This window comes from Microbacterium sp. M1A1_1b, assembly GCF_053345565.1.
In genome coordinates this window covers 68410-85145 of the sequence record NZ_JBKFAJ010000010.1, presented here as the reverse complement: position 1 = coordinate 85145, position 16736 = coordinate 68410, and the positions used below count along the sequence as shown (strand labels likewise).

Genomic DNA, 16736 nt, shown 5'->3' with positions numbered 1-16736 from the left:
CCGTGCGTCGCCCGCCCGCCCGCCCGCCCGCCGCCCGCACCGTGCGCCGCCGCCGCCCGCAGCGGTGCGCCCGGCGCCGCGCCGACGGGCGAGTGGGCGCGTCCACCGCACCGGCCGGACGGACTGGACTAGCCTCGAACGCGTGAACCACGACGAGGAGGCGCACGTGAGTGCTGGTACCCGCACCGAGACCGATTCCCTGGGCTCGAGGGAGGTGCCGGACGACGTCTACTGGGGCATCAACACGCTCCGCGCCCTCGAGAACTTCCCGATCACGAGCGTGCCGATCGCGGTCTACCCGGACCTGATCGAGGCGCTCGCGACCGTGAAGCAGGCGGCGGCCCGGGCGAATCGGGCCATCGGTGTCCTCGACGCCGAACGGGCCGAGGCGATCGACCGCGCGGCACAAGAGGTGCGCGACGGAGCCTTCCGCGACCAGTTCGTCGTCGACGTGGTACAGGGCGGTGCGGGCACCAGCACGAACATGAACACGAACGAGGTGCTCGCGAACCGGGCGCTGGAGATCCTCGGGCGCGTGAAGGGCGACTACGCGTACCTGCACCCGATCGACCACGTGAACCGCAGCCAGTCGACGAACGACACGTACCCCACCAGCGTCAAGATCGCGATGATCTTCGGCGTGCACCGGCTCATCGACCAGCTCGAGCAGCTGTCCGAGGCGTTCGCCGAACGGGGGCGCGCGTTCGCGGACGTGCTCAAGGTCGGTCGCACGCAGCTGCAGGACGCCGTGCCGATGACCCTCGGGCAGGAGTTCACCGGGTTCTCGCACACCATCCAGGAAGACGCGGTCCTGCTGCGCAAGGTCACGCCGCTGCTGGCGGAGATGAACCTCGGCGCGACCGCGATCGGCACCGGCATCACGGCCGACCCGCTCTACCGCGACGAAGTTCGCCGGCAGCTGCAAGAGGCGAGTGGCATCGACGTGGTCACGGCGCCGGACCTGATCGAGGCGACGAGCGACGCGGGGGCGTTCATGACGCTGTCCGCCGCGGTCAAGCGCAGCGCGGCCAAGCTGTCGAAGATCTGCAACGACCTGCGGCTGCTGGCCTCGGGTCCGCAGGCCGGCTTCGGCGAGATCACCCTGCCGGCACGCCAGGCCGGGTCCTCGATCATGCCGGGCAAGGTCAACCCGGTGATCCCCGAGGTCGTCAACCAGATCGCGTTCGCCGTGGCCGGTGCCGACACCACCGTGACGATGGCCGCCGAGTCCGGACAGCTGCAGCTCAACGCCTTCGAGCCGATCATCGCGCACTCGATCCTGCAGTCGCTGCAGTGGATGACCCGCGGCTGCGCGACCCTGCGCGAGCACTGCATCACGGGCATCGAGGCGAACGAGGCCAAGCTCGCGGCCCAGGTGGACACGAACGTCGGCGTCGTGACGGCCCTGACGCCCTACATCGGCTACGCGGCCGCGGCGTCGATCGCGCACACGGCGCTGACGACCTCGACGCCGATCTCGACGCTCGTCATCGCCGCCGGACTGATGGACGAGGACCAGGTGCAGCGCGTGCTGAGCCCCGCCAGGCTGTCGGGCATCGAACTCGCCACGGGAGCGATCCCGATCGTGACCGAGGCGATGCTGGACGCCGAGGCCAAGCGCCGCAGCTGAGCGGCGACGCCGCTGACGGGCAGGGCGGCCGCGGCTGACGTCGCTCTGCCGCCCCGGCTACCGCGGCAGCGGCGGCTCGTCGACACGCAGCTTGTCCGCGACCTCGCGCAGCTCGTCCTCGTCCGGCTGTTCGTCGCGGGGGAGTTCGAGCGCGGCGGTGCGGACCGCATGCGCCGCCGCGATGTCCGCGTCCCGCCAGCGGGCGAGCGTGAAGTTGCGGGTGACGTCGCGCAGCGGCAGACGGATCGACTCGTCGGCGTCGATCCCTGCGAGCAGCTGCCGCAGGCGGATCACCTCGGAGTCGAGCTCGCCGCCGACGACCAGCACGAAGTTCGAGATGTACAGGTACACGAGCAGCAGGATCGCGCCGCCCAGCCAGCCGTACGCCTTGTTGCCGCCGCCGACGGTCTCGACGTAGAGCGCGAACCCGAACGTGGCGATCGCCCACGCCGTGATCGCGAACGCCGCACCGGCCGACACCCACCGCAGCTGGGGCGTCCGGACGTTCGGGGTCGCGAAGTACAGCACGGCGACCATGACGACCAGGTCCGCCGCCAGCACCGGCCACTTGACGACGTTCCACAGGTCGTCGATCCACGTCGGCCATCCCATCTGCAGCACGATCGCGGCCGAGATCGTGGGGGTGCCGAGCAGGATCACGATCGCGATCGCCCCGCCGACCATGACGAGCAGTGTGACGAGCAGCATCATGCTGCGGAACTTCCAGATGCGCCGGCCCTCTTCGACCTCGTACGCGGTGTTCATCGCGCGGCCGAACGCGGTGGCGTACCCGGACAACGACCACAGCGTCAGGACGACCCCGGTCGCGAAGCCGAGCCACGGGTTGTCCAGGGTGAGCAGCTGCCGCAGCGGTTCCTCGAGGTGCGCAGCCGTCTCGGGCCGCACGATGAACCCGATCACCTGGATGATGTCGGTCAGGCTGTCGCCCTGTCGGTCGACGATCGCCAGCGCCGACACCACGGTCAGCGCCGCCGGGAACACCGTCAGCAGTGCGAAGAACGTCAACGAGGCCGCGGCATCCACGACCCGGTGCCGGATCACCGAGTGGTAGGTGCGACGCACCACCGCGCGGACCCCGGTCCGCTGGAGGTCCCGCACACTCGGTTCCGACATGTCGTCGAATCTACCGGCGCGGCGCGGTCCTGGTCCCCGCACCCTCCCGTTCGCCAAAGCGACAGTTCCCCGCGAACAGTCCGCGGCGATCTGTCGCTTTCGCGAACGGGTGGGCGCGTCGGACGCGCGATCCGTCGCCATGGCGCACGGAACGCGGACGGGAGGCGCGGGGCGGGCCCGACCCGCGCCTCCCGTCCGTCTCGGCGCGCCCACTGCGGCCACGCCGCCCGTCGCCGAGTCTCGGCCCGGCGGACAGTCTGCGGCGTTCGGACGCCGCGATCTGTCCGGTGGGCCGAGACTCGGCACGCGGACCAGACTGCCCGCGCTGCCCGCGCTGGCCGCGCTGGCCGCGCTGGCCGCGCTGGCCGCGCTGGCCGCGCTGGCCGCTGCGGCCACGCCGCCCGTCGTCGAGTCTCGGCGCGGCGGACAGTCTGCGGCGTCCGGAAGCCGCGATCTGTCCGGTGGGCCGAGACTCGGCGCGCGGAAGCCGGCCGGCCGTACCCCGCCCCAGCGGCTCAGTTGGCGTTCGGGTACAGAGCGTCGTAGCGGCGGAACGACGGCACCAGGCGCAGCAGCGTCGCGACCAGCCCGACGATCAGCACGCCGCCCAGGATCGGCGGGAAGGCGAAGCCCGCGGCCACCACCAGTCCGGCGTACAGGTCACCCAGCCGCGGCCCGCCGGTGACCACGACGATGAAGATCCCCTGCAGCCGCCCCCGCATGCCGTCCGGCGACGCCGCCTGCAGGATCGTGTTGCGGAACACCGAGCTGACGTTGTCGGCGCCACCGGCCAGCGCCAGGAACAGCGACGCGAGCGCCAGCGCCGGCAGGATCCCGCTGCTGAACGTCTCGCCCTGCCGACCGCCGAGCACGTGCGCCAGCGCGACGACCACCCCGAACGCGGCGATCGCGGCGCCGTAGACCGTGATCGCCCAGCCGACGGCCTCGCCCTGGCGGCGGACGTGTCCCAGCGGGCCGGAGAACACACTCGACAGCAGGGCACCGATCGCGTACGCCGCCGTGAGCGTGCCGACGGTGATGGCACCGCCGCCGATGACGAGCGCGCCGATCGCGGGGAACAGCACGCGCGGCTGCCCGAACGTCATCGCGATGATGTCGAGCACGAAGGTCATCGTGATGTTGCGTGACCGCCGCAGGAACTTCGCGCCCTCGATCAGCGAACCGAGCCCGGGGCGCAGGGCGCCGTGGTCGGCAGCCATCCGGGGGAGCGTGAAGACCCCGGCGAAGGCGAACGTGAACAGCACGACGTCGATCGTGTACGTGGGTGCGAAACCGACGCTCGCGATGAGCACGCCCGCGATCGCCGGTCCGACGGTCACCTGGAACCCGGACGCGATGCCGCCCAGGGCGCTCGCCGCGGGGAGCAGGTCGGTGCCGACCAGGCGCGGCACGATCGCCGAACGGGATGCGTTGCTCACCGTCGCGGCGACGGCGTTCACGGTGGCCAGCACGTACAACAGCGCCACGCTGTGCAGCCCGAGCCAGGCGTGCGTGGCGATGAGCGCCACCGCTGCCCAGGCGATGATCGAGGACACCAGCGCGACGGTGCGGCGGTCGAAGGCGTCGGCGAGCATCCCGCCGTACAGGCCCGCGACGATCATCGGCAGCAGCGCGATCACCCCGACCAGTGCGACCGCGAAGGTCGAGTTCGTGATGTCGTACACCTCGAGCCCGACGGCCACCGTGGTCATCTGCGTGCCGATGCCGGCGACCGCGGTGCCGGCCCAGAGCCGGGCGAACGCGGGGGACCGGCGGAGCGGGGTGAGGTCGGCGAACAGGCTGCGGCGCGGCGGTGCGGGGGTGGGTTGTGTCACGGTGGAACCATTCTGGTGCGTCCGGCCGCGACGCGCGCGACGGTGCCGGGGTCGATGCGCGATCGGGAGGCTCTGGTTGACTTGCCGACATGACTGACCTCAACAGCAAGCCCGAGTTCGACGCCCCCGAGGGCCCCGCCCCGACCGACCTGGTGATCACCGACATCGTCGAGGGCTCCGGCGACGAGGCGACCGCGGGTTCGACCGTCAAGGTGCACTACGCGGGCGTCGAGTACGAGACCGGCGAGGAGTTCGACAGCTCGTGGAACCGCGGCGAGCCGATCGACTTCCCGCTCGCGGCGCTCGTTCGCGGCTGGCAGGAGGGCATCCCCGGCATGAAGGTCGGCGGGCGTCGCAAGCTCGTCGTCCCGCCGGAGCTCGCCTACGGCCCTGCCGGTGGCGGCCACTTCCTGTCCGGCAAGACCCTGATCTTCGTCATCGACCTGCTCGGCGTCCGCTGATGCCGGCCGTCACCCCGGCTCCCACCGTCGAGCTGAACGACGGCCACCGGATGCCGCTGCTCGGCCTCGGCACCTACTCGCTCGACGGCGACGAGGGCACCCGGGCCGTGGGTGCGGCGATCGCGAGCGGCTACCGGCTGCTCGACACCGCGCTCAACTACGGCAACGAGGACGCCGTCGGCCGTGCCGTGCGCGACGCTGACGTGCCGCGTGACGAGCTCGTCGTCACGTCGAAGCTGCCCGGACGCCACCACGGCTACGACGAGGCGCACCGCTCGATCGACGAGACCCTGGCGAACCTCGGGCTCGACCACGTGGACCTGTACCTGATCCACTGGCCGAACCCGTCGGTCGACCGGTTCGTCGAGACGTGGAAGGCCTTCGTCGACCTGCGGGACAGCGGCAAGGTCCGCTCGATCGGCGTCTCGAACTTCACGCCCGAGCACCTCGACCGGATCATCGACGCCACCGGGGTCGCCCCGGCCGTCAACCAGGTCGAGCTGCACCCGTACTTCCCGCAGGCGGAACTCCGTCGGGTGCACGCCGAGCGGGGCATCGTCACCGAGAGCTGGAGCCCGCTGGCCAAGCGCTCGGAGCTGCTGACCGAGCGGCCGATCACCGACGCGGCCGCCGCGCACGGGGTCTCGCCCGGCCAGGTCGTGCTCCGCTGGCACACCCAGCTCGACGCGGTCCCGGTGCCGAAGTCCGGCGACGTCGACCGGCAGCGCGAGAACCTCGACGTGTTCGGGTTCACGCTGACCGACGACGAGGTCACGGCGATCTCGGGTCTCGAGCGCGGCCGCCTGTGGGACGGTGACCCGCTGACCCACGAGGAGATGTAGCGCTGACGCGCTGACGCGTCGGACGGGAGGCGCGGTGCCAGCTGGCACCGCGCCTCCTGACCGGTTCGGTGGGACTACACTGGATACCCCTGTCCCGAAGGGTTGCGTGTGTCCGAACCGACCGAGATCGACCGTGAGCGCGCGTACGTCGACGGGCTCTTCGCCCGCCTCGACGAGCTGACCGCCGAGGCCGAACAGCGACTCGCCGAGACCCGCCGTCAGGCGGTCGGTGGGAACCACCAGAGCCGCAGCGAGCGTGACGCGTTCGCCAAGCTCTACGAAGACACCATCCAGACGCTCGAGCGCGTGGGCGACCGGCTGGTGTTCGGGCGGCTCGAGGTCGCCGACCCGTCCGACGGCGAGAGCGCGTTCCGCTACATCGGCCGCGTCGGTCTGCGCGACGCCGAGCACCGGCCGCTGCTGCTGGACTGGCGCGTCCCCGGTGCCAGTGCCTTCTACCAGGCCACCGCCGCGCACCCGATGGGCATGCGCGCCCGCCGGCACCTGTCGCTCGAGGGCCGCAGGGTCGTGGGCGTCGAGGACGAGGTCTTCGACGCCACGCTCTACGACGACGAGCGCACCCACCTGCAGGGCGAGGGTGCACTGCTGGCTGCCGTCACCGCCGAGCGCACCGGGCGCATGACCGACATCGTCGCGACGATCCAGGGCGAGCAGGACCGCATCATCCGCTCCCCGCTCGAGGGCGTCCTCATCGTGCAGGGCGGCCCCGGCACCGGCAAGACCGCCGTCGCACTGCACCGCGCGGCCTACCTGCTGTACTCGTACCGCGAGCGCCTGCGGGGGTCGGGCGTGCTCGTCGTCGGGCCGTCTCCGGCCTTCCTGACCTACATCGAGCAGGTGCTGCCCTCGCTCGGCGAGACCGGTGTGGTGATGGCCTCGCTCGGGTCGCTGTACCCGGGCGTCCGGACGTCGACCCATGACCGCCGTGACGTCGCCGCGGTGAAGGGGTCCGGCGAGATGGCCGACCTGCTGCGCCGTGCCGTGCGGTCCCGCCAGGTCGTCCCGACCGAGCCCACCACGCTCGACGTCGAGGGCGAGCGTCTGGTCGTCCCGCCGCAGCTCGTCGCCGACGCGATGCACCGTGCGCAGGACCGGGGCAAGCCGCACAACGTCGCCCGCATCACGTTCAACAAGTCGGCGCTCGACGCGATGGTGAAGCTGCTGGCCGACCAGCTGCGCGAACGTGGCACGACCGTCGACGACGCCGACCTCAAGGTGCTGCGCGAGGACATCCGCTCGTCGTACGACGCCCGCGTGCTGCTCAACACCGCGTGGCTGCCACTGCCGGCCGAGAAGCTGCTCGAGGACCTGTACGCCCGACCGAACTGGCTCGCCTCGCTGACCCCGAACTGGTCCCCGGAGCGCCGAGCCCTGCTGACCCGCGAGCGGGGCGTGGGGTTCACGGTCGAAGACGTGCCGCTGCTCGACGAGGCCGCCGAACTCCTCGGCACCTTCGACCCCACGGGCGGTGCCGCCAAGCGCCAGGCGAAGGCCAGCCGCAACCGGGACATCGAGAACGCGCGCCAGGCCATCGAGAACATGGGCGTCGAGGGCATCGTGTCCGCCGAGCAGGTCGCCGGGGCCTTCGCCGAGGGCGGCGACCCCCGCACCACCGCCGAGCGGGCCGCCGAGGACCGCGAGTGGACCTACGGCCACATCGTCGTCGACGAGGCCCAGGAGCTCTCGCCCATGCAGTGGCGGGTGCTGGCGCGCCGCAACCCGCTGCGCTCGTTCACGATCGTCGGCGACATGGCGCAGGGTTCGTCGCCCGGGGCCGCGCGCACCTGGGACGACGTCATCGGGGCGCTTGCACGCCGCCGTCGGGGTCGCGCGCCGCAGGTCCCGCTCGCCCACCGGATCGAGGAGCTCACCGTCAACTACCGCACGCCGCGCTCGATCGTGCAGGCCGCGGGCGAGTTCGCCGCATCGGCGGGTCTGACCGTGACCGCCAACCAGGCCGTGCGCGACGGCGACCCGGTGGTGCGCCTGCGGGTGCCGCGTGCCGAGGTGCTCGACACCATCGCCCGCACGGTGGAGACGGAGCGCGCCCACATCGGCTCCGGCACCACCGGCGTGATCGTGCCGGAAGCCCAGGTCGAGGCCGTCCGGCGGCACCTGGCCGACACCGACTCGGACGTCCGGTCCCTCGGCGCGCCGCGGGCTGGTTCGGTCACGGTGCTGACCGGGGCCGACGCCAAGGGCCTGGAGTTCGACGGTGTCCTGCTGGTCAACCCGGTCGAGGTCGGCGCGGACGCGGCCCGAGCGGCCGCGGCCGTCTACGTGGCGATGACGCGCCCGACCCGTCGCCTGACGGTCATCGACGTCGACTGACGGCACGGCGCGAAGCCGTCGCCGGGGCGCTCCGAGGCCGTCGCCGGCGGTTCGCACCCCGTCGCGGACGTCGCGCCCCGTCGCACCGGGGCGCAACGTCCGGCAGGGGGTGCGATCCGCCGGCGCGCTCAGGCCGCGGCACCGGACGGGAGGCCCGCCCCACCGCCGTCAGGCCGGCTCGCCCTCCGCGCGCACCCGCTCCACGAGCGCGGCCCACTGGCCGTCCAGCTGGCTGCCCGGCACCCGGACGGTGGTGCGGGCGACGGTGATCGTCCACTCGAAGTCGTCGGGCACGGGCTGCGGGCGGACGGGCGGTTCGTCGGGCAGCCCGTCGACCAGGGTCGACCAGGCGTCGGGCTCGGCACACGACTCGGTGTCGATGCGCCAGCTCCGGGTCATGCCGGCGATCCCTCCGGTCCGGCGGACGACGATCTGCATGTGCCCGACGGTACGCGCAGTCCGTGCCCGGAGTTGCGCCCGGGTCAGGCCAGGACGCCGACGTCCTTCCATGCGGCACTGACGGCCTGGGACTCGCTGGACCCGGCACCGAACCGCGCGTCGGCCGCCGACACGGTGACGCGGGCGAACCCGGCGAAGTCGATCGACGCCGTCACCGCGGCCGAGGTCAGCGCGTCCCACCAGACAGCGCCGGCGCCCTCCCAGGCCTTCCCCCCGATGGCCGTCGCCGCCAGGAAGAAGGCGTGGTTCGGGATGCCCGAGTTCGTGTGCACCCCGCCGGCGTCGTCCGCGGTGTCGACGTACCCGGCCATCGTCGCCGGCTGTGGGTCTTTGCCCAGCACCGGGTCGTCGTACGCGGTGCCGGGGGCCTTCATGGAGCGGAGGGCCACACCGTGCACCGCGGGGGTGAACAGCCCCTCGCCGATGAGCCAGCTCGCCTTGTCGGCGGTCTGTCCCTTCGTGTACTGCGCGACGAGGGACCCGAACACGTCGCTGATCGACTCGTTCAGCGCCCCGGACTGCCCCTGGTAGGTCAGGTCGGCGGTGTACTGCGTGACGCCGTGGGTGAGCTCGTGCCCGATGACGTCGAGCGCGATCGTGAAGCGGGTGAAGACCTCACCGTCCCCGTCGCCGAACACCATGCGGCTGCCGTCCCAGTACGCGTTGTCGTAGTCCTGCCCGTAGTGCACCGTGGCGTCGAGCGGCAGACCGGCCCCGTCGATCGACACGCGCCCGAAGACGTCGAGCCAGAACGCGTGCGTCGCGCCCAGGCCGGCGTAGGCCTCGTCGACGGCGGCGTCACCGGTGTCGGGATCGCCCTCGGAGCGGACGAGCGTACCGGGCAGCGTGGTCGATCCGCGGGCATCCGAGATGCTGCGCTGCGGCGACCGGTCCGGTGCGGTGAGCCGCTGCGGGGCGACCCGGGCCTGGTGCTTGGGTGCCTGGACGACGTCGAGCGAGGCAAGCGCGGTGCGCGCGGCCGGGGTGGCGCGGGGGAACGCGTCGGACGGCGCGTCCGCGATGGCGCGCAGCAGGTACGGCGGGACGACGGATCGGAGCTGGGCGGCGGTCATGGTGCCCATGCAACCCCGGTGCACCGACATCGGGAGCCGACCCCGCGCTGCTGTGCGTGTTCTGTCACCCCTTGCGGTTCGCGACCAGTGCGAGCGCGTACGACTCCCACCACTGTCCGGCCGCCGGACCGCCGTTGCAGGTGCCGTCGCTCAGGCCGGGGGTCTTCACCCAGAGCAGGGCGTCGAGGCGCGAGGACCCGGCGGCCACGTGCGGGTCCTGGCCGAGGCCCGCACCGGACGGGTTGCACCAGGTGCCCTTCCACCCCTGACCGTTGCGCGAGACGTCGATGACGAAGTGCGGATCGCCCCCGATGGCGTCGGCGAGGTGGTCGGCGTAGGCGCGTTCCTGGTCGACGCGGTAGAAGTTCGACACGTTCGTGAAGAAGCCCTGCGTCTGGTCGACCCCGGCCTGCCGCAGCCACTTCGCCATCGTCGCGGTGGGCACCCGGTTCTCGTTGCCGCCGTCCAGGTACACCGTCAGGCCGTGCCCCGTCAGCGCGCCGACCGCCTTCCGCAGCAGGGGGAGCCGTGTGTCGGTCAGGCGCTTGCAGTTCTGGATCTGGGCGATCGCGTCGGGCTCGACGAGCACCACGGCGTGCGACCCGGCCATCGCCCTGACGGCCGAACGCACCCACGGCACGTACGCGGAGCGCTCCGTCCCTCCCTTGGAGTAGCTGCCGCAGTCGCGGTCGGGCACGGCGTACAGCACGAACACCGGCGTCTTGTCCTGTGCCTTCGCACTCGCCACGACGCGCTGGATCGTCTGCCGGGTCACCGTGGTCGAGGAGTTCGTCAGCCACGTCGCGATCGGCTGGTCTGCGATGACGGCGAGGCGGTCGGCCGTGTCGTCCTGCCCGTCGGCACGCGCGCTGGTCATGAACCGTGCGGCCTGGTTGTCGGCCGAGGGCTGTCGTGCGAGACCGCCCGGGAAGACCTGCGCCGGCGTGCGGCGCTCGGCGATCCGCCGACCGTCGGGTCCGGACGCGTTCGGCAGCCAGAGCGCGACCGCGGCGACGACCGCGACCACCACGACGGCGGCACCACCGATCCACAGCCACTGGCGGCGTGCACTCGTCCGTCGTGCGGGTGTCGGTGATGGTGTGTGCGTTCCGTGGTCCGGCATCGAGCGGTCCTCCCTGGTCTGACCGTGCTCCGTCGGCGCTGCCGGGCGGCCCTGTCCCGCCCTGCGCCCATGCTTCCACCCCGGGCGTGCACGGTGCCACCCCGTGCAGGTGATCCCACAGGTGGGGTGCCGGTCCCGCTCAGGCGCGCACCAGGTCCCGCGCAGGGCGCACCCCCACACTGTCCGGATGCTCCGGAAACTCCTGCTGCTCGCCGTGACGGCCGCCTACGCCTGGGTGATCTGGCGGATGACGCTGACGCCGCACGTGTTCTCGCACGCCGAGGACACGCTGGTGCTCCGGGCGCTGTCGTTCGCCCAACAGCTGCCCGGTGGCACGTGGCTGACCTACGACCGCACGGAGTTCCTGGCGAACATCGCGATGTTCGTGCCGGTCGGTGCCATCGCCGCGCTGTGGTTGCCCCGGCGCTGGTGGGCCGTCGCCGCGGTCATCGCCGTCGCCCTGTCCGCGGGCATCGAGCTCGCGCAGGCCGAACTGCTGCCGTACCGTGTCGCCGATCCCCGCGACGTGCTGGCGAACGGCCTGGGCGGGTTGCTCGGGGCCACGCTCGTCGGGCTCGTCCGCAGTCTGCTGCCGGTGCGTCGGAGCCTGCGGGCCAGGACCGTCTGAGACCCGCTGTTCTGGTAGAGTCTCCAGGTTGCCGTCGAACGGCCGCGGATCAAGAGCGCTCATGCATCCGGCATGGGCACCGCGCAACGGACACGTTCTCATCGAGAACAGAAGGGGATCACCATGGCACTTGATGCACAGGTCAAGCAGGAGATCATCGAGCAGTACGCGACCCACCCGGGCGACACCGGATCCCCCGAGGTCCAGGTCGCCGTTCTGACGCGTCGTATCAACGACCTGAACGAGCACCTCAAGGAGCACAAGCACGACCACCACTCGCGTCGTGGTCTGCTGCTCATGGTCGGCCAGCGTCGCCGCCTGCTCGGCTACCTCTCCGACGTCGACATCGCCCGCTACCGCACGCTCATCGAGCGTCTCGGCCTGCGCCGATGACGTCAGCGCCGCTGGTCGTCGTCTGACACCCGCTTGACCGAACGCCCCGGTCCTCCTCGTGAGGACCGGGGCGTTCTCGCGTTCGGGCGGGGGCGCGGGGGAATGGTTGCGGGGGCGCGCGGGTTCGGTAGGGTGTTCATGCAAACGCATTGAAAGATCGGACGTCACCATGACCACCATCGCCGTCGTCTCCGCCGGGCTCTCCGAGCCGTCGTCGACCCGCCTGCTCGCCGACCGTCTCGCCGAGTCCGCCGTCGCCGCCATCGAGCAGCAGCCAGGAGGCTCGGCTCGCGTCGTGCACGTCGACCTGCGTCCGCTGGCGCACGAGATCATCGACGCGATGCTCACCGGGTTCCAGGCGCCCGCGTTGGCCGCCGCGACGGCCGCGGTCGTCGAGGCGGACGCCCTGGTCTTCGTCACGCCGGTGTTCACCGCCGGCATGAGCGGCCTGGCGAAGTCCTTCCTCGACATCACGGACAAGGACGCCCTGCAGGACATGCCGGTCCTCATCGCGGCGACCGGGGGCACGGCACGCCACTCCCTGGCGATCGACCACGCCATCCGCCCCGTGTTCGCGTACCTGCGCGCGGCCGTCGTGCCGACCGGGGTGTTCGCGGCGACCGACGACTGGGGCACCCAGGGTGAGCAGGCGGCCCTGGACGGACGCATCCGCCGGGCCGGAGCCGACCTGGCCTGGGCGATCGGGGCCTCCCGTCGGGTCCCGCAGCAGGCGGACGCACTGCCCGAGGTGCGCGACTTCGCGAGCCTGCTGGGCGGGCTGGGCCACTAGCCCGACCGGTGCGAGGTCCGGCCTGGGTGCACGCTTGACGGCTCCGTGCGTGGTTGTTGCCAGGCACCAACCCGTCGACCTCGCACGATGCCGGGCAGGCCCCCGCTCAGTACCAGTGCGGGTTGACGCTCATCTCGTGGTTCCACGCACCGCACGGGGTGCCGTAGCTCGACTTGATGTAGGACAGGCCCCAGTTGATCTGCGTGTCCTGGTTCGTCAGCCAGTCGGCCCCGGCGGCGGACATCTTGCTCGCCGGCAGCGCCTGGGGGATGCCGTAGGCAAGACTCGACGAGTTCAGGGCGTTTGCGCGCCAGCCGGACTCCTGCGTCCAGAGCGACACCAGGCACCCGTACTGGTCGTCGCCCCAGCCGTAGTTGCCCAGGACGCTGCGGGCGTAGGCCTTCGCGCCGGCCGGGTCGACCGTCACGCCGCCGGTGTCCGGGAACGAACTGCCGGAGGACGCAGCACTCGCCTGCCTTCCCTGCTGGGCTGCGAGCGCCTGCTCCTGCGCCGCCGCCTGCGCCGCCCGGGCCTGCGCCGCTGCCTGCGCGGCGACGGCCTGACCCACGGCGTACTGCTGCTCGGCCTTCGCCGTCGTGTCCTTGAGTGACGCCAGCTGCGCGTAGAGCTCGTCGCTGTGGTCCTTCGTCGACGCGACGGCGGCATCGGCCTTCGCCTGGGCGGACTTCGCCGCTGTCGACCGGTCCTCGGCGGCCTGGGCCAGCCGTGCGCGTTCGGCCTCGGCCCGGGTGGCCTGGTCGTGCAGCGACGACGCGGTGCCGGCTGCGACGGAGGCATCGTCGAGGACACTCGTCCACGTGGTCGTCAGCTGGTCCATCGCGCCGAGCTGGTACAGCAGCTCGTCGGGGTCCTTCGCCGTGGCGATCCTCGTGGTCATCTGGTTGGTCGAGCCGTCGCGGTACAGGTTGGCGGCCAGCTGGCCGGCGCGCGTCTGCGCCCGCTGCGCGGTCTGCGCGGCCTGGTCGGCCTGGGCCTGGAGGCTCGTGGCGGTCTGGGCGGCCTCGCTGAGCTCGGCGTCGGCCTGGTCGGCCTTCGCGGCCGCGTCCAGCGCGACCTGTGACTTGCCTGCGGCGTCGGCCTGCACGGCCTTCAGCGCGTCCTGCACCTTCGACACCTCGGCCTGCTTGGCCTGCTCGTTGCCCTTGGCTGCCTGGACGTCCTGCCACGTGGGGTAGTCGGTCGCGCTGGCGGGGGAGGCGGTGACGGCGGGGACGACGAGCGCACCGAGGACGACGGCGGCCGCGACGAACGCGCGTCCGGAATGGCTTCGACGCATGCGGTCAGGCTAGCGAGGACACGCCCGTTCGCGACGAGCCTCGCCGTCGATTCACCGGCGACTGCTAAAGTCAGGGCGTCCGGGGACCGTTTCCCGTGACGACACACAACATCGCACGCAGACCGGCACGAAGCTGGTCATCGGTGGTGGCATGCGGGCCGAGGCGTCCCGACTGTTTCTACTGCTGGCCAGACATGCGTTCCGCGTCGTGGAGCGCACGTGCACGCGTGTGCCCGAGGCCGGGTCTGCTGCATCCAGAACACAAGGAGGCATCCTCTTGGAGGGTCCCGAGATCAAGTTCGCGGAAGCGATCATCGACAACGGTCGCTTCGGCACCAGGACGGTCCGGTTCGAGACCGGTCGTCTCGCGCAGCAGGCACAGGGTGCCGTCGCCGCGTACCTGGACGAAGAGACCATGCTGCTGTCGGCCACCAGCGCCGGCAAGCACCCGCGCGAGGGCTTCGACTTCTTCCCCCTGACGGTGGACGTCGAAGAGCGCTCGTACGCAGCCGGCAAGATCCCCGGTTCGTTCTTCCGCCGTGAGGGCCGCCCGAGCACCGAGGCGATCCTGGTCTGCCGTCTGATCGACCGGCCGCTGCGCCCGTCGTTCGTCGACGGCCTGCGCAACGAGGTCCAGATCGTCATCACCGTCCTGAGCATCGCTCCGGACGAGTTCTACGACGCGCTGGCGATCAACGCCGCCTCGGCATCGACGCAGATCTCCGGTCTGCCGTTCTCCGGCCCGATCGCCGGTGTGCGTCTGGCGCTCATCCCGGGCGCCAACGGCACCGACCAGTGGGTCGCGTTCCCCAAGGCATCGCAGCTCGCCGAGGCCGTCTTCGACCTCACCGTCGCGGGCCGTGTCGTCACGGACGAGGCCGGCAACCAGGACGTCGCGATCATGATGGTCGAGGCCGAGGCCACCGAGCACAGTTGGGACCTCATCCAGGGCGGCGCCACCAAGCCCGACGAGGCCGTCGTCGCCCAGGGCCTCGAAGCGGCGAAGCCGTTCCTCAAGGTCCTGGTCGAAGCACAGGCCAAGATGGCCGCGCAGTCGGCCAAGGAGATCCAGGACTACCCGGTCTTCCCGGCCTACGAGCCCGAGGTCTACGCCGCGGTCGAGTCCATCGCCCTCGGCGAACTCGGCGACGTGTACAAGATCGCCGGCAAGGTCGAGCGCCAGAACGCCGACGATGCCCTCAAGGCCCGCGTCAAGGACGCCATCGCGGCGAAGGTCTCCGCCGGTGAGCTGCCCGACAGCGCCAACGGCCAGGTCAGTGGCGCCTACAAGTCGGTCACGAAGAAGGTCGTCCGCGGCCGCATCCTGACCGAGCAGGTCCGCATGGACGGTCGCGGCCTCGCCGACATCCGTCCGCTCGACGCCGAGGTCGCCGTGATCCCGCGCGTCCACGGTTCCGCGATCTTCCAGCGCGGCGAGACGCAGATCCTCGGCGTCACCACGCTGAACATGCTCAAGATGGAGCAGCAGATCGACTCGCTGTCGCCCGTCACGAAGAAGCGCTACCTGCACCACTACAACTTCCCGCCCTACTCGACCGGTGAGACCGGCCGCGTGGGTTCGCCGAAGCGTCGCGAGATCGGGCACGGCTTCCTGGCCGAGCGCGCCCTCGTGCCGGTGCTGCCGTCGCGCGAGGAGTTCCCCTACGCGATCCGTCAGGTGTCCGAGGCGCTCAGCTCCAACGGTTCGACGTCGATGGGCTCCGTCTGCGCCTCGACCCTGTCGCTGCTCAACGCGGGTGTGCCCCTCAAGGCCCCCGTCGCCGGCATCGCGATGGGCCTGGTCTCCGACACCGTCGACGGTCAGACCCGCTACGCGGCGCTGACCGACATCCTCGGTGCCGAGGACGCCCTCGGTGACATGGACTTCAAGGTCGCCGGTACCTCGGAGTTCGTCACCGCGATCCAGCTCGACACCAAGCTCGACGGCATCCCGTCGTCCGTGCTCGACGCCGCGCTGAAGCAGGCCAAGGAAGCGCGCTCCGCGATCCTCGGTGTGCTGACCGAGGCGATCGACGCTCCCGACGAGATGGCGGACACCGCGCCGCGTGTCATCTCGGTGCAGATCCCCGTCGACAAGATCGGCGAGCTGATCGGCCCGAAGGGCAAGACGATCAACGGGATCCAGGACACCACCGGTGCCGACATCTCCATCGAGGACGACGGCACCGTGTACATCGGTGCCGTGGACGGTCCGTCGGCCGAGGCAGCGCGCCTGCAGGTCAACGCGATCGCCAACCCGACCAACCCGGAGATCGGGGACCAGTTCCTCGGCACCGTCGTGAAGATCGCCACGTTCGGCGCCTTCGTGTCGCTGCTGCCGGGTCGCGACGGTCTGCTGCACGTCTCCGAGGTCCGCAAGCTCGCCGGTGGCAAGCGTGTGGAGAACGTCGAGGACGTGCTCGGCGTCGGCCAGAAGGTCCTGGTCGAGGTCACCAAGGTCGACGACCGTGGCAAGCTCTCGCTCGCACCGGTCGTGGCGGACGAGGTCGACACCGCCGGTGGCGAGGGTCACACCTCGCACGCCGAGGCGCCGGCCGAGGGCTGAACGCCCCTCGCCTGACTGCACGAACGGCCGTCGCCCCTGGGGGCGGCGGCCGTTCCGCGTGTATGGGATGCCCTGACGGTCAGATCCGACTCGGAACGACACGATCGTCGTCGCACGACATCGACGGTGTCGTTCCGAGTCGGAGAGGGGCAG

General features: G+C 71.5%; 14 protein-coding genes. 8 read left to right on the top strand and 6 right to left on the bottom strand.

Annotation, left to right across the window (positions count from 1 at the left end):
- Positions 1 to 142: 142 nt before the first annotated feature.
- Positions 143 to 1630 (top strand): aspartate ammonia-lyase, encoded by a 1488-nt coding sequence (locus tag ACLBWP_RS17580; RefSeq protein ID WP_243564364.1) that lies wholly within the window; start codon positions 143 to 145, stop codon positions 1628 to 1630.
- A gap of 57 nt (positions 1631 to 1687) precedes the next feature.
- Here ACLBWP_RS17580 and ACLBWP_RS17575 read toward each other — a convergent pair whose 3' ends face one another.
- Positions 1688 to 2764 carry a YihY/virulence factor BrkB family protein gene (locus tag ACLBWP_RS17575; RefSeq protein WP_447656136.1) on the bottom strand — a complete coding sequence of 359 codons (1077 nt, stop codon included), beginning with the start codon at positions 2762 to 2764 and terminating at the stop codon, positions 1688 to 1690.
- Positions 2765 to 3279: 515 nt separating this feature from the next.
- A complete protein-coding gene (locus ACLBWP_RS17570) occupies positions 3280 to 4599 on the bottom strand; it encodes an MFS transporter (protein WP_447656135.1) in 1320 nt (439 codons plus the stop codon).
- Between the two features lie 89 nt (positions 4600 to 4688).
- On the opposite strand from ACLBWP_RS17570, the gene ACLBWP_RS17565 reads away from it, so the two are divergent.
- The 3 genes from ACLBWP_RS17565 (at position 4689) to ACLBWP_RS17555 (ending at position 8254) form a co-directional block, all read left to right on the top strand.
- Entirely contained in the window at positions 4689 to 5060 is a 372-nt protein-coding gene (locus tag ACLBWP_RS17565; RefSeq protein ID WP_243564367.1) for an FKBP-type peptidyl-prolyl cis-trans isomerase, read from the top strand.
- The gene (locus tag ACLBWP_RS17560; protein ID WP_447656134.1) at positions 5060 to 5902 is read left to right on the top strand and encodes an aldo/keto reductase; all 843 of its coding nucleotides are present in this window, start codon (positions 5060 to 5062) and stop codon (positions 5900 to 5902) included. Before ACLBWP_RS17565 ends, ACLBWP_RS17560 begins: the two co-directional genes overlap by 1 nt.
- A 108-nt stretch (positions 5903 to 6010) precedes the next feature.
- On the top strand, positions 6011 to 8254 hold the full coding sequence (locus tag ACLBWP_RS17555) for a HelD family protein (RefSeq protein ID WP_447656133.1): 2244 nt from the start codon (positions 6011 to 6013) through the stop codon (positions 8252 to 8254).
- 168 nt (positions 8255 to 8422) lie between these two features.
- On the opposite strand, the gene ACLBWP_RS17550 is transcribed toward ACLBWP_RS17555, so the two are convergent.
- The 3 genes from ACLBWP_RS17550 to ACLBWP_RS17540 all read right to left on the bottom strand — a co-directional run bounded on the left by ACLBWP_RS17550 (position 8423) and on the right by ACLBWP_RS17540 (position 10909).
- Positions 8423 to 8692, bottom strand: coding sequence for a protealysin inhibitor emfourin (locus ACLBWP_RS17550; protein ID WP_447656132.1), 270 nt, complete (start codon positions 8690 to 8692; stop codon positions 8423 to 8425).
- Positions 8693 to 8736: 44 nt separating this feature from the next.
- Positions 8737 to 9786, bottom strand: a complete 1050-nt coding sequence (locus ACLBWP_RS17545) for a M4 family metallopeptidase (RefSeq protein WP_447656131.1) — start codon at positions 9784 to 9786, stop codon at positions 8737 to 8739.
- A 64-nt stretch (positions 9787 to 9850) separates the two neighbouring features.
- Positions 9851 to 10909 (bottom strand): glycoside hydrolase family 6 protein, encoded by a 1059-nt coding sequence (locus tag ACLBWP_RS17540; protein WP_447656130.1) that lies wholly within the window; start codon positions 10907 to 10909, stop codon positions 9851 to 9853.
- A 187-nt stretch (positions 10910 to 11096) separates the two neighbouring features.
- Here ACLBWP_RS17540 and ACLBWP_RS17535 point away from each other — a divergent pair, with 187 nt between their 5' ends.
- From ACLBWP_RS17535 to ACLBWP_RS17525, 3 genes are all read left to right on the top strand, one after another.
- Entirely contained in the window at positions 11097 to 11537 is a 441-nt protein-coding gene (locus ACLBWP_RS17535) for a VanZ family protein (protein ID WP_447656129.1), read from the top strand.
- Between the two features lie 123 nt (positions 11538 to 11660).
- Positions 11661 to 11930, top strand: a complete 270-nt coding sequence (rpsO, locus tag ACLBWP_RS17530; protein WP_243561883.1) for a 30S ribosomal protein S15 — start codon at positions 11661 to 11663, stop codon at positions 11928 to 11930.
- 169 nt (positions 11931 to 12099) lie between these two features.
- A complete protein-coding gene (locus tag ACLBWP_RS17525) occupies positions 12100 to 12720 on the top strand; it encodes a CE1759 family FMN reductase (RefSeq protein ID WP_447656128.1) in 621 nt (206 codons plus the stop codon).
- A gap of 106 nt (positions 12721 to 12826) precedes the next feature.
- Here the strand turns inward: ACLBWP_RS17525 and ACLBWP_RS17520 are convergent, their stop codons facing one another.
- Positions 12827 to 14017, bottom strand: a complete 1191-nt coding sequence (locus tag ACLBWP_RS17520) for an aggregation-promoting factor C-terminal-like domain-containing protein (RefSeq protein WP_447656127.1) — start codon at positions 14015 to 14017, stop codon at positions 12827 to 12829.
- Positions 14018 to 14294: 277 nt separating this feature from the next.
- Here ACLBWP_RS17520 and ACLBWP_RS17515 point away from each other — a divergent pair, with 277 nt between their 5' ends.
- Entirely contained in the window at positions 14295 to 16583 is a 2289-nt protein-coding gene (locus ACLBWP_RS17515; protein ID WP_243561880.1) for a polyribonucleotide nucleotidyltransferase, read from the top strand.
- The last annotated feature ends 153 nt before the right edge of the window (positions 16584 to 16736 follow it).